11 protein-coding genes are annotated in these 12,176 nt (G+C 51.3%); 10 read left to right on the forward strand and 1 reads right to left on the reverse strand.

The features are described 5' to 3' along the window. Positions 1-138: 138 nt before the first annotated feature. The 8 genes from ACI5FR_RS07530 (at position 139) to ACI5FR_RS07565 (ending at position 9,592) form a co-directional block, all read left to right on the forward strand. Positions 139-1,617 carry an Lsa family ABC-F type ribosomal protection protein gene (locus tag ACI5FR_RS07530; protein WP_405452484.1) on the forward strand — a complete coding sequence of 493 codons (1,479 nt, stop codon included), beginning with the start codon at positions 139-141 and terminating at the stop codon, positions 1,615-1,617. A gap of 89 nt (positions 1,618-1,706) precedes the next feature. Next, the gene (locus ACI5FR_RS07535) at positions 1,707-2,738 is read left to right on the forward strand and encodes an NADH:flavin oxidoreductase/NADH oxidase (protein ID WP_405452487.1); all 1,032 of its coding nucleotides are present in this window, start codon (positions 1,707-1,709) and stop codon (positions 2,736-2,738) included. Positions 2,739-2,854: 116 nt separating this feature from the next. Next, positions 2,855-5,959: an efflux RND transporter permease subunit gene (locus ACI5FR_RS07540; protein ID WP_405452490.1), complete on the forward strand. Its 3,105-nt coding sequence runs from the start codon at positions 2,855-2,857 to the stop codon at positions 5,957-5,959. A gap of 47 nt (positions 5,960-6,006) precedes the next feature. Then, on the forward strand, positions 6,007-7,260 hold the full coding sequence (locus tag ACI5FR_RS07545) for a bifunctional DedA family/phosphatase PAP2 family protein (RefSeq protein ID WP_405452962.1): 1,254 nt from the start codon (positions 6,007-6,009) through the stop codon (positions 7,258-7,260). 17 nt (positions 7,261-7,277) lie between these two features. After that, on the forward strand, positions 7,278-7,733 hold the full coding sequence (locus tag ACI5FR_RS07550) for a divergent PAP2 family protein (protein WP_405452493.1): 456 nt from the start codon (positions 7,278-7,280) through the stop codon (positions 7,731-7,733). A 13-nt stretch (positions 7,734-7,746) separates the two neighbouring features. After that, on the forward strand, positions 7,747-8,271 hold the full coding sequence (locus ACI5FR_RS07555; RefSeq protein WP_405452496.1) for an RNA polymerase sigma factor: 525 nt from the start codon (positions 7,747-7,749) through the stop codon (positions 8,269-8,271). Continuing rightward, a complete protein-coding gene (locus ACI5FR_RS07560; RefSeq protein WP_405452499.1) occupies positions 8,264-8,755 on the forward strand; it encodes an anti-sigma factor family protein in 492 nt (163 codons plus the stop codon). The genes ACI5FR_RS07555 and ACI5FR_RS07560 overlap by 8 nt, the downstream gene beginning before the upstream one ends. A gap of 12 nt (positions 8,756-8,767) precedes the next feature. Further along, positions 8,768-9,592, forward strand: coding sequence for a bactofilin family protein (locus ACI5FR_RS07565; RefSeq protein ID WP_405452501.1), 825 nt, complete (start codon positions 8,768-8,770; stop codon positions 9,590-9,592). Positions 9,593-9,621: 29 nt separating this feature from the next. Here ACI5FR_RS07565 and ACI5FR_RS07570 read toward each other — a convergent pair whose 3' ends face one another. Continuing rightward, positions 9,622-10,161, reverse strand: coding sequence for an NAD(P)H-dependent oxidoreductase (locus ACI5FR_RS07570; RefSeq protein ID WP_405452504.1), 540 nt, complete (start codon positions 10,159-10,161; stop codon positions 9,622-9,624). 257 nt (positions 10,162-10,418) lie between these two features. Here ACI5FR_RS07570 and ACI5FR_RS07575 point away from each other — a divergent pair, with 257 nt between their 5' ends. Together ACI5FR_RS07575 and ACI5FR_RS07580 are read left to right on the forward strand one after the other, a co-directional pair. Further along, positions 10,419-10,784: a winged helix-turn-helix transcriptional regulator gene (locus ACI5FR_RS07575; protein ID WP_405452507.1), complete on the forward strand. Its 366-nt coding sequence runs from the start codon at positions 10,419-10,421 to the stop codon at positions 10,782-10,784. A 512-nt stretch (positions 10,785-11,296) separates the two neighbouring features. Then, positions 11,297-12,070 (forward strand): alpha/beta hydrolase, encoded by a 774-nt coding sequence (locus tag ACI5FR_RS07580; protein WP_405452510.1) that lies wholly within the window; start codon positions 11,297-11,299, stop codon positions 12,068-12,070. Positions 12,071-12,176 lie beyond the last annotated feature (106 nt).

A 12,176-nucleotide genomic window follows, 5' to 3' on the forward strand; every position in this document is an offset into this window, starting at 1 on the left:
AAAGTTACATCTTCTTTTCACTCAAACGATACATCCCTGCTAACCCGTAGTGGGTTGGTCCCGCCTGTATTCATTTGAGCTACAAGAAGGTAACTTTCTTGTAGCTTTTCTATTTTTTCAAGCGGGGAGGATTTGTTTATGTCATTAATTAATATATCGAACTTGACCTTTGCCTACGACGGCAGCTACGACAACATCTTTGAGAACGTAAGTTTTCAGATGGATACCGATTGGAAATTGGGCTTTACGGGAAGAAACGGCAGAGGGAAAACCACCTTTCTGAACTTGTTGCTAGGCAAATATGAATACAGCGGAACCATTTCGGCTAGCGTGAGCTTCGAGTATTTTCCCTTCCCGGTCGAGAATAGGGATCATAACACTCTCGACGTGATCGAAGCCATCATTCCGGACTATGAACATTGGCAGCTGATGCGCGAACTCTCCTTGCTCCAGGTATCCGATGATGTCCTGTATCGGCCCTTCGATTCTTTGTCCAATGGTGAGCAGACGAAAGTATTGCTGGCCGCCTTGTTCCTTAAGGACAATAGCTTCCTGTTAATCGATGAACCGACCAATCATCTGGACATGCAGGCCAGACAGCTCGTCAGCGAGTATCTCAGGACAAAGCGCGGCTTCATCCTCGTGTCTCATGACCGGGCCTTCCTGGATCACTGCGTCGATCACATCCTATCCATCAATAAGACCAACATTGAGATTCAAAAAGGGAATTTCTCCGATTGGTGGGACAATAAACAGCGGCAAGATCAAAACGAGCTGGCCGAGAACGATAAGCTGAAGAAGGACATTAAACGCCTGTCGGATGCGGCAAGCCGAACGAGCCATTGGTCGCATGAGGTCGAGAAAACGAAGAACGGGACAAGAAACTCAGGCTCCAAAGTCGATAAAGGGTACGTTGGCCACAAAGCGGCGAAAATGATGAAACGCTCAAAATCGATCGAGCAAAGACAGCACGCGGCGGTCGAGGAAAAGTCCCACCTGCTTAAAAACATTGAATCCTCGGAAGCCTTGAAAATTTCGCAATTAACCTATCATAAAAGCCGTCTGGCTGAATTGGACAAGGTATCGATTTTTTATGGAGACAAGGTCGTTTGCGAGGACATTAGTTTTACGATTGAGCAAGGGGAGCGAATTGCGCTTTCCGGCCGGAACGGTTCGGGCAAATCCAGTATTCTCAAACTCATCTGCGGCGAGCCTATCCCGTATACGGGCGCTTGCCGGATTGGAAGTCAGCTGAAAATCTCTTACGTCTCCCAGGATACTTCGCTTTTGCAGGGCAACTTGACGGATTACGCGAGAGAGCAAGGAATTGATGAAAGCCTGTTTAAATCGATTTTAAGAAAACTGGATTTCGCCAGAGTCCAATTCGAGAAAGATCTGTCCTCCTTCAGCGGCGGGCAAAAGAAGAAGGTGCTCATCGCCAAGAGCCTTTGCGAAAACGTGCATTTGCATGTTTGGGATGAACCGCTAAATTTCATCGATGTCATCTCCCGCATGCAGATTGAGGAGCTGCTGCTCGAATACTCGCCGACGATTCTCTTTGTGGAGCATGACCGTGAATTTTGCGACCATGTGGCAACGAAGATCATCGAACTCTGATGGGTTTCGTGAAGTCGAGCATGGACCGGGCTGGAGTTTTGCATAATAGCAACAGGAGTAATTCATCCATTCAAGCGGGAGTGATCCGATTGGCCAAATTAGATGCTGCCTTTTCCCTGAAAGGGCTTGAACTCAAAAACCGGATTGTCATGCCCCCGATGTGCCAGTACTCGGTGGATGCCGAAGACGGAACGCCGAATGAGTGGCATTATGTTCATTATGTATCCCGGGCTGTTGGGGGAGCAGGGCTCATCATTGTGGAAATGACGGATGTCGAGCCGGACGGCCGGATTACGAACCGGGACTTGGGCTTATGGTCTGATGAACAGATCCCTGCGTACAAGCGCATCGTGTCCGAAGTTCACAAATATGGAACGAAGATCGGCATCCAGATTGCCCATGCAGGACGCAAAGCCCAAGATGCGGAGCAGCCGGTCAGCGCTTCGGCGATCCCAGTAGCGGGTGAAGATTTAACGCCTCCACGAGCCTTGACAACGGATGAGGTGAAGGCGATGGTTATCAAATACAAAGAGGCGGCCAGGAGAGCGGTCGAGGCCGGTTTTGACACGATCGAGCTTCACGGAGCCCACGGCTACTTGATCCATCAGTTCCATTCCCCCGGCATTAATAACAGGACCGATGAGTATGGGCACGATTTGTCCCTTTTTGGAGTGGAGATCATTGAGGCGGTTCGCAGCGTAATACCTGCAGAAATGCCGCTGATCCTGAGAATTTCAGCCGTCGAGTATATGGATGGAGGGTATGGGCTCGAGCATTCCCTCGAAATCGCCAAAAAGTATAAAGCGGCCGGAGTCGATGTGTTCCACGTCTCGAGCGGCGGGGAGGCTCCTCCCGGGCAGGTGAAACCAGGCAACCACCCGGCGTATCAAGTTCCGTTCGCACGAGCTTTCAAGCAAGCGTTGGATGTTCCCGTTATTGCGGTTGGTAAGCTGGATGACCCGTTTGTCGCGGAAGCCACCCTCGCCAATGAAGATGCCGACCTCGTTGCCGTAGGCCGCGGCATGCTGAACGATCCGTATTGGGCTCTTCACGCGATCAAGTCCGTAGCCAGAAAAGTCGACCCGCCTGTCCAATATAAAAGGGGCATTTACGTACACTAATGGAGTTTCATAAAGTCGCTACCCTAGCGGCTTTATTTTTTTTTGTTCATGCGGATGAACAATATAGACGGAAGCGGAGTCCTTTTAGTTATCTCGACCACAAAGGAGACTCCGATATGAAGAAAATCATCGAATCGATCATGCAGCGAGCCGTGATCATCGTTATATGCACCGTTCTGATCCTGGCATGGGGGGCTGTATCGGCCTATCAAATGCAGCGGGATTACTTGCCGGGCATCAATAATACGACGTTAATGGTCTCCCTGCGGGCTTCGGCCTATCAGGCGGATCAAATCCGTCGCGATATTACGCCTCCGATCGAAGACGCCATCCATAAAACGGACGGATTAACGAACGTAGAGACAACCTCCTACGATGGGGGCTTGCTTATGAATCTGTATTACCCGATGAAGTATGATATGTCCAAGGCGGAGAATCAAATCAAACAAGCTTTGAACGACGCTGATTTGCCGAATGGCGTCAACAGCCCTGCGGTCACGCGACTGACGACGAGCACGTTCCCGATACTCAGCTACAGCCTGACGGCTAATGGCAAGCAAGTCGACGAGCTCGCCCTTCAGTCGACCGTTCAGACTGACATTGTTAAGCAGCTGAAGTCCGTCCCCGGTGTCGCCGATGTTCAGACGGTAGGGGGAGCCCAGAACGGGTATGTCATCACCCTTCGGATGAAGGATCTGGTCCAGAACGGGATGACGCTGGACGACTTCAACAAATCGATTGCGGCCGATCTGCCTAACCTGCAAGGCAATATTGCGAACGGGAAAGCTTCTTTCTCGGTTAGGGTGGAAGGCATGGATTTGACGGAGCAACAGGTGGTCAACCTCGCCATCAAGAATAAGGACGGGAAGAGCGTACCGTTATCGGCTGTGGCCGATGAGTCCAAGTCGTTGACTGACGTCAAGACGGTCTCGCGCACGAATGGCCAAGCAAGCGTCCTGATCAACGTAATCAAGACTCCTTCAGCCAATATTACGTCTGTAGCGGATAGCGTGAAACAAAGAGTCGACGCATTACCAGCCGTTCAGAGCGGAGATGTGTCCATGAATCTCGTTTTGGACCGTGCTCATGATCTGAACAACTCCCTGATGGGACTCTTAAGAGAAGGCATCTTGGGCTGTGTATTCTCGATGCTCTGCGTGCTGCTGTTCTTCCGTAATCTACGTTCCACGCTTATTATTGCCGTTTCTCTGCCGATTTCATTATTGGCCACTACGGCAATTCTGAAATCGATGGGCGTCACGCTTAACATTTTGACCGTTTCCGGACTTATTGTGGCCATGGGGCGGATCGTAGACGACGCCATCGTCATCCTGGACAATATGTATCGCAGGGCCCAGGACAATAAGGATAAGCCCATTCTCGGCGTGCTGAGCGCCGCTGCGATCGAGATGCTGCCGGCGATCTTCGCTTCCACAGCGACGACTATCGCCGTGTATGTGCCGATCGCCTTGGTCGGCGGCATTATCGGCGCTTCCTATTCAGGATTTGCGTGGTCCGTAGTAATCGCCCTTGTAGTCTCGTTCTTGGTGGCCATGGTGGTCATACCTACGATGGCTTTTATGGGCTGGAGAATGCCCAATACGAAGGCGGTAACGCTGGAGCCGGTTATGAAGCCGCTCTTGCAATCGGCCTTGAAGCATCGAAAATGGGTCATCAGTGTTTCCCTGATTGTCTTCGTCATCTCGGCGCTGCTCGCCGCCCGACTTCCGTTCAGTCTCCTCCCAAGCCCCGCGACGGGGCAAATTGCGATCCAATTGGAGCTGCCTAAAGGGAGTCCGCTAGCCGATGTAGACCGGGAAGTTAGACGAGTGGAAGGGGTCTTGCAGCAAAATCCACTCGTGGATTCCTATTCGTCCACCTTCGGTTCTTCCTTTACCCCGCAAGCGGACGATGTATTCGATCAAGGCGGAGGCTATATTCAGCAGCCGAACGTGGCGAATTTAGCGGTCTCGATTAAAAATAACGCCGACGTCGATTCGGCCATCGCTGCGCTTCAGTCTTCTCTCTCGGCCGGGTCGAATAAAGCGAAAGTAACGGTAACGAACCAGAGCTTGGCAGGCGACGATTCACAAATCAAAATCACGCTCAGCGGGGCGGATCAGCAAACCCTTGAAACCGCGGCCCAGTCCGTTCGAACCAAGCTGGCCGATGTCCCGGGCTTAAGCGTTGCCGGTAGAACCGATCTCACAAATGGCATTTCCAAATACGCCATCAAGCTCGATCGTACGAAAGTGGAGCAAGCGGGGGTGTCAACAGACGATATTAACCGGATTATGGCTCGATATATGGCGAAGGGGAGCGACTTCACGATCCCGGCTTCAACCGGAGCTATACCGGTAGACGTCTACATCAATCCTGTAAAAACCACAGCAGACGGTAGCACGGTAACGGATTATACACCGGACCAGGTTCTTGCGGTACTTCGTTCAGAGACGGTGACAGGTCGCAACGGAGAACAATACCGTCTCGCCCAACTCGGATCGATCCAAGCGAGCGATGCGCCATCGTCCATTCAAGAACGGGATGGTCAGCCCATTGCCGTTGTCACCGCCCAAATCATCTCCAAGGACATTAGCACCGTCTCCAAAGCGGTGGACAACAAATTAAAGACCGTTCCGTTCCCGGACGGCGTTACGTACTCGCTGGGCGGCATCACGCAGCAAGTGAAGCAGATGATCGTCGAGATGACGATCGCCGTAATCGTGTCTATCCTGCTCGTCCTCCTTATCACGAGCTTCGTGTTCAAAGGCTGGAAAGCGCCATTCTCGGTATTAATCAGCATTCCGCTTGCCCTGTCGGGTGTCGTTCTGTCGCTGTATGCGATCCACGGCCAGTGGAATCTCGCGGCGTTAATCGGCGTCCTGATGCTTACAGGCATCGTCGTCACGAACGGCATCGTGTTAATGGACACGATCGAACGGAACCGTAGAGACGGAATGAGCGTTCGAGACGCCGTTACGCAAGGAAGCTTGTCCAGAGTAAGGCCCATCTTCATGACGGCCGGGACAACGATTCTTACTCTGATTCCGCTAGCTTTGTCCCATAATGCCGACACGGTCGTCTCGCAAATCCTGGGTATTGTTGTGATCGGAGGGATGGTGACTTCCACCTTGAACAGCTTCGTGGTCATTCCGATCTTGTACGAATGGATGTTCAGGGATAAATCACCTCTCCCGCGCTCACAATACCTGATGAGGTGAGGGGTGTGAGTTTTTTAACGAGTTGGCTGGAGCACTATGGATACGTAGTGCTCTTCATAGGACTATTCCTGGAGATGCTTGCCTTGCCCCTTCCCGGAGAATTGTTAATGAGCTATGCGGGCCTGCTTGTGTTCGAAGGGAAGCTGAACACGCTTCTCGCTATAGGCTCTGCCGGCACAGGGGTAATGGCGGGCATTACGGTCTCCTACTGGATTGGTTATAGATTAGGAAAGCCGGTTATTATCAAGTATGGCTCCCGGTTTCATATGGGGGAAGAGAAGTTTGAGCGGATCGACCGCTGGTTCGAGCAATACGGGGATAAGCTGGTTGTAGTCGCGTATTTCATCCCCGGTGTCCGTCATATTACCGGATATTTCTGCGGCATCACGCGAATGCCTTTTAAGAAATATGTTTTGTATGCTTATTCTGGCGCTGTCATCTGGACCGGTTTGTTTATTTCGCTCGGGAAACTATTGGGACCCAAGTGGGAAGAGTATCACCGGACCGTGAACCGCTATCTAATCCTTTTCGCGATCGCATCTGCTGTGATTTCCCTTTTGGTGCTCGTCATCCGACGTTCTCGGCAATCTATTCTGGATACGGCTAATCGACTGCTTGTCCAAGGGATTCAGTATTTCAATTCGTTCGGGAAAGTCCGGTTTCTGGTGCTGGCCGCCTATACGATCTTTGTCTTGTTCGTATCCTTGATGTTGGGATTGATTCAGGATTTCTGGGCGCGGGAATTTACTTCATTCGATACGGTTGCTTCCTACCTTGTTCATGCCGGATTCAATTCCCGATGGGAGGAATGGATGTACTTGTTCCAGCAGCTAGGCACGTATACGTTCTACGTTCCGCTAATCGTGCTTACCGGGATCGGGATCATGATTCGGAGCAAGGACAAGGTACTCGAGCTGCTGTTCCTAGTGTGGGTTGTAGTCGGGGGCGAAGTGTTGGATGAAAGCTTAAGGGCTTTGTTCCACCGAGCAGGCCCTTCCGCCGCAGGCGCTCCCACATTCTACACTTTCCCGAGTGAAGAGACGCTCTCTTCCATTACGGTTAGCGGGTTTGCCGCCTTTTTATTGGTTCGTCATTACAGGAATGTCAGATTGCATGTGGCCGCCATTCTTGTAACGATCGCGTTATGTCTGCTGGTCGGAATTAGCCGGGTCTACTTCAACGTGCAGTATCCCAGCGATGTTATCGCCGGCTATGTGTTCGGCATGGTCTGGCTGAGCCTCAATGTCATCGTCCTCGAAATTCTAAGGAAACTGCAACGACCGACACCCATTATGGTATAACAGAGGGGGGACCGAGTATGACTGCACTTTTTCACAATTATCCGTTAATGGCAGCGCTGTTGGCTATCCTAATGGCTCAGTTCATCAAAGTGCCGCTGTTCCTGGTTATGCAAAGATCGTGGAATCCGGCCATTGCGTTAAGTACGGGAGGGATGCCCAGTTCGCATTCCGCCGCGGTCACTTCGCTCACGACAGCCATCGCATGGAAGGCCGGCGTCTCCTCTACCGGATTCGCCATCGGTGTCGTCCTGAGTGCCATCACGATGTTCGATGCCGCCGGGATCCGAAGACATGCCGGTATTCATGCCACATTTATCAATCGGCTGATGACGGTCATCCGAGATGAAGGACAAGATAGCCATAACCTTCCGGCGTTAAAAGAGATGCTGGGGCACCGGCCGATTGAAGTCATTGCTGGAGCTATATTCGGGATTGCGGTCAGTACGGGGCTTTACTGGTTGTGTTACCGGTAGGAGATGATCGAGTGTGGACGATGAACTGCATCTGATCCTTCAGCGTGCCCAGGATGGCGACCGGGAAGCTTTTGCCGAGCTCGTAACCAGGTATAAGCATCAGGTATACCGGCATGCTATGGGGATGCTGGGGGATCGGATGGAAGCGGAAGATGTCGTACAGGAAGCTTTCGTGAAAGTATTCTATTCGTTATCGAAATTGGAAAGCGCCTACGCATTCTCCTCCTGGATGACCCGGATCGTTTCGAATCTGTGTCTGGATCGCTTGAAGAAGCGCAAGATTACCGCGCCGGTCGCGGAGAGGTACCCTGAGGAGATGGAGCGTATCGGCTACAACGACTCGCATACCAACATGTCTATCGAGGAAGCGATGGATCATCTCTCGGAGGAGCATCGAGCCGCTATCGCGCTTCACGATATTCAGGGTTATCGGTATGAAGAAATGGCTGAAATGCTCGGGATTCCCGTAGGGACGGTCAAATCCCGTTTGTTCGCGGCGAGGCTCGCTCTACGAAAAGAGTGGAAAAAGGATGACTAACATGATAAACCATCCCGATGAACGACTGTCGGCGTATATGGATGATGAGTTGAATGAGACGGAGAGACTTGAAGTAGAGCATCATCTCGCTTCGTGTGAACGATGCCGGGAACTGTTGGAGGATCTGTTGGGCTTGCGACAGGCTGTAGTTGGGGCATATGAGCACATTCAAGCTCCGAATGAGCTGGAGAGTCGAATTCTACAAGCACTCGCTCAAAAGCCGACTCCAGAACCGGCCGCCAAAGGATGGCTTTCGATTCCGTTGGTATCGTTAGCGCTTCTAAGCGTCTTGTTGATTATGGCGGGGACCGTAATCGTGAAGATGTTATCGGGGGTCGTGAAAGTGCTGATCGCCCTCCTGTATTTCGTGTCCCATTTTATCGCAACCGCTCCGGTTTTATCCGGATTAACGATCCTGTTAGCGGTCGGGGTCCTGATGCTGTCGGGTTACTCGCTCCGGCAATTGCTTCTGAGCAATGAGTAGGGGGGTGAAGCTGTGAAAAAGATGCTAATTCCATTATTCGCGATGCTGTTCCTGCTGTTCAGTCCCCAGATGGCGTCGGCGAAAAGTCTGTTTGAACACCAGAATACGATCGTACCCGAGGGACAGACCGTCGACGATGTGTACGTTGTCGGCGGGGATGCGAATATCCAAGGTCATGTGAAGGGGATCGTAGTTGTGGTCAACGGCCATTTGCAATTGGCCGGCACCGCCCAAGTGGAGGGGTTGATTGTCGTAATCGGGGGTGAAGTGAAACAAGAATCGGGAGCCGTCCTTGGGGACGATCTCTATAATTTCTCGTTGGATTCGGCAACTCAGAACAGCTTGCTGCTCGGGGGAGGTCTGGTCCTGGGGTTGTGGATCTTGCAGCTAGCAGGCAGCCTGCTTCTCGTGCTCATTCCGGTGCTCATCTGTGTACTGGGCAGACAGAAAGCTGCTGCTTTCATGAAACGATATGGATCGGGGCCGTTAGGGAAACTGCTCAATCAAGGCTTTTGGAGCGGTTTGATCCTCGCTGCGTTAAGTGTGCTGCTGCTGGTCACAATTATCGGCATTCCGTTATTGGTGCTCGTCCTGCTGGTATTGATCGTAGCCCTGGTCATTGGCGTCACGGTACTCAGTACCCGTATTGGGGAGTGGTTGCCCCTGAACGAGCGGAGGGCCGATTGGTTCAAGGTCCTGACGGGTGCGGCCCTGATTACCGCCTTTGCCAATATCCCCGTCCTCGGGTGGATGGTGCTCGGCGTAGTGATTCTGCTCTCCTTGGGTGTTTGCACTCAATGGCTAACGGGCAAGGTGCGGAGAGGACAATCCAAATGAAAAAAGACACCGATGGTGTCTTTTTTCGCTTAATGGACGAGCACGCGCTCAGGAGCTTGGATGTGGTCCACATATTTCTTAGCCTCTTGCAGGAGGTAGTCATCTGTGGCTTGATCCGCATTGTAGGTTACGAAAGCAGGAAGATAAGTACCGTTGCATCTGGTGAGGGTGGTTTGGATCGGCCTTAGTAGTTCACTTATCGTAAACCAGTTGGAGCCGCCCGAACGGTATCCGTTTTCCGGCCCGCCCGTTGTTGTAGCGATTATATATTGTTTCCCTTTCAGATGATCCCCTCCGGGTCCGAAAGCCCAGCCATACGTTAACACATCGTCGAACCATTTTTTGAGAAGAGGCGGGCAGCTGTACCAGTAAAAGGGGAACTGAAATACGATCCGGTCGAATAGAAGGAGAGTCCGTTGTTCCCGCTCCACGTCGATCTCCCAATTCGGGTACTCCTGATATAGATCGCGGACATAGATGTCCGGGTAGTTATTCAACTCATGAGCCAACGCTTGATTGGCCCGGGACCCTTTCAGATTGGGATGTGCGACAATAACCATAATTTTCATGACTGTTCATCCTTTCTTGATTTTCGTAAAATCGCGATTTACATCCTCATTATTGGGGGGATTTTCATTTTTGCAAAGTACGCAGTTTATTCATACTAGGTCCTGTAAAGGGTACGATAGACCCCGCTTGGTTTCGACTCGCTTAGTACGGTTTACCGTACTAAGTACGAAAAATCCTCGTACTGTTGAAAATCCGGATACTTTGCTATTGTACAGGTAAGACGATCGTCAAAATCGGTCATGAAGGAGCTGGGCACATGCGGGAAGGAATGCGCGACCCGAATACGACACAAGGCATTATGGCTACTCTGCATGTGATCGGAGGGAAGTGGAAGCCGCTCATTTTGTTTATTTTGCTTAACGAGGGAACCAAACGGTTCGGCGAATTGAGACGTCTGCTTCCGAACGTCACGCAAGGGATGCTCACGAATCAGCTTCGCGAGATGGAACGCGATGGACTCCTCGTGCGCCGGGTTTATCAGGAGATTCCGCCCAAAGTGGAATATACTTTGTCCGATCACGGTAGAACGTTAAGCGCGGTGTTGAACGATATGTGCGGGTGGGGATATATGCATCTTGAATATATGGAGAAGCAAAATCAGCGTAAAACCCTGGAGTCATGAACCCACAAGGTGATCGCACACTCTTATTCTCACGTAACTCGAAGGACTCTCGGAAATAAAATGATGCGATCACCTTATTCCCGCGACTCTAACATGAAACTAGCCTTAGAGAATGGATAAGGCGATGCCACAACGTTATTCGGTGAAATTCGGCAAAGTTTCGGCGGATAGGATGATGGCATCACTTTATTGCCTTTACATGCGAAAGGCGCGGGTGAAAAAACGTTGACAGCTTAGTAGTAACGCTAAGGGTAGCAAAAAATGATGGAAAAGCTAGTTTTACAAGCGGGTGCATTCCTGATCCATGTGGATTTGATTGGTTTGTATGCGTGGCGGGGCAATCGATAAATACCCTTTTCAGGAACGAACACCTCCTGTAAGATTGAGGAAGTTCCACAGTAATTGAGGAGGGATCGGCCTTTATGCATACATACCCTGAAGACTTTCAAACATATACCGCTCGCGATGGTGCACAACTTCCATATCGATTTTTCGAAGGTCCCTCTGATGTTGTGCTTATTTTTGTGCACGGGATTACGGAACCGAGTCTATACTTGAGGGAATTCGGCCAATATGTAGCCCGACATCAGCTCGCCACCGTGTACCTGCCGGATCTGCGGGGATACGGCAACAATCCCATTCGCCGCGGCGACATTGACTACATCGGGCAACCGGACGATGACCTTGAAGATTTGTTCCGTTATGTTCAGAAGCGTCATCCCGGTGCGCGGATCCTAGTTGGGGGGCATTCAGCGGGAGGGGCAACGGCGCTTAGACAAGCGATACGACCGATCCATAAAGACATTTTTGCGTATTTACTCCTTTCACCTGCACTGAACCCCAACGGGCCACTGGATCGAAAAGACGGATCGGGCAACGAATCCAAGGTAAGCATCCCGCGATATGTGCTGTTAATGCTGCTCAATGCCCTGGGCATTCGCCGTTACAACCACACCGTTGTATACCGAAGACTCACACCCAGCGACAAGCTGCATGGAACGGAATCGTGCAATTTGAGCTATCGGCTCGCCTTATCGCGTATGGTGGGGAACGACTACGAGAGCTATTTGTCGCAGTTGACCCAGCCGACTTTCGTCCTGGTCGGAGCGGACGATGAGGTATTCGACGCGGCTGCCTATCAGCCCCTCTATGCTAAATTCTGCAAGGCGGAAGTCCGCATCATCCCGGAGCACAACCATGACTCGATCGTAAAAAAAGAAGATGCGCTCTCCAATGTGGGGGACTGGCTCAGAGGGATCCGGGGAGAACGTAAACAAATGGTGTAGAAAACCGGCCACGGCTAGCCTTCGATTGGACTAGTAGAATATTCCATTTTCGCAAATCTAGCAACTTTTTGCCTTTTCTGGACGTCTAATAGAGTTGACCCTCACA

The sequence above is a fragment of the Paenibacillus sp. HJGM_3 genome (assembly GCF_045062745.1).
Taxonomy (GTDB): Bacteria; Bacillota; Bacilli; order Paenibacillales; family NBRC-103111; genus Paenibacillus_AA.

Bases quoted from the DNA above. Each gene is read 5' to 3' on its own strand.
- ACI5FR_RS07560 (WP_405452499.1), top strand. From the start codon at position 8,264: ATGACTAACATGATAAACCATCCCGATGAACGACTGTCGGCGTATATG.
- ACI5FR_RS07575 (WP_405452507.1), top strand. From the start codon at position 10,419: ATGCGGGAAGGAATGCGCGACCCGAATACGACACAAGGCATTATGGCT.
- ACI5FR_RS07540 (WP_405452490.1), top strand. From the start codon at position 2,855: ATGAAGAAAATCATCGAATCGATCATGCAGCGAGCCGTGATCATCGTT.
- ACI5FR_RS07550 (WP_405452493.1), top strand. From the start codon at position 7,278: ATGACTGCACTTTTTCACAATTATCCGTTAATGGCAGCGCTGTTGGCT.
- ACI5FR_RS07530 (WP_405452484.1), top strand. From the start codon at position 139: ATGTCATTAATTAATATATCGAACTTGACCTTTGCCTACGACGGCAGC.
- ACI5FR_RS07570 (WP_405452504.1), bottom strand. From the start codon at position 10,161: ATGAAAATTATGGTTATTGTCGCACATCCCAATCTGAAAGGGTCCCGG.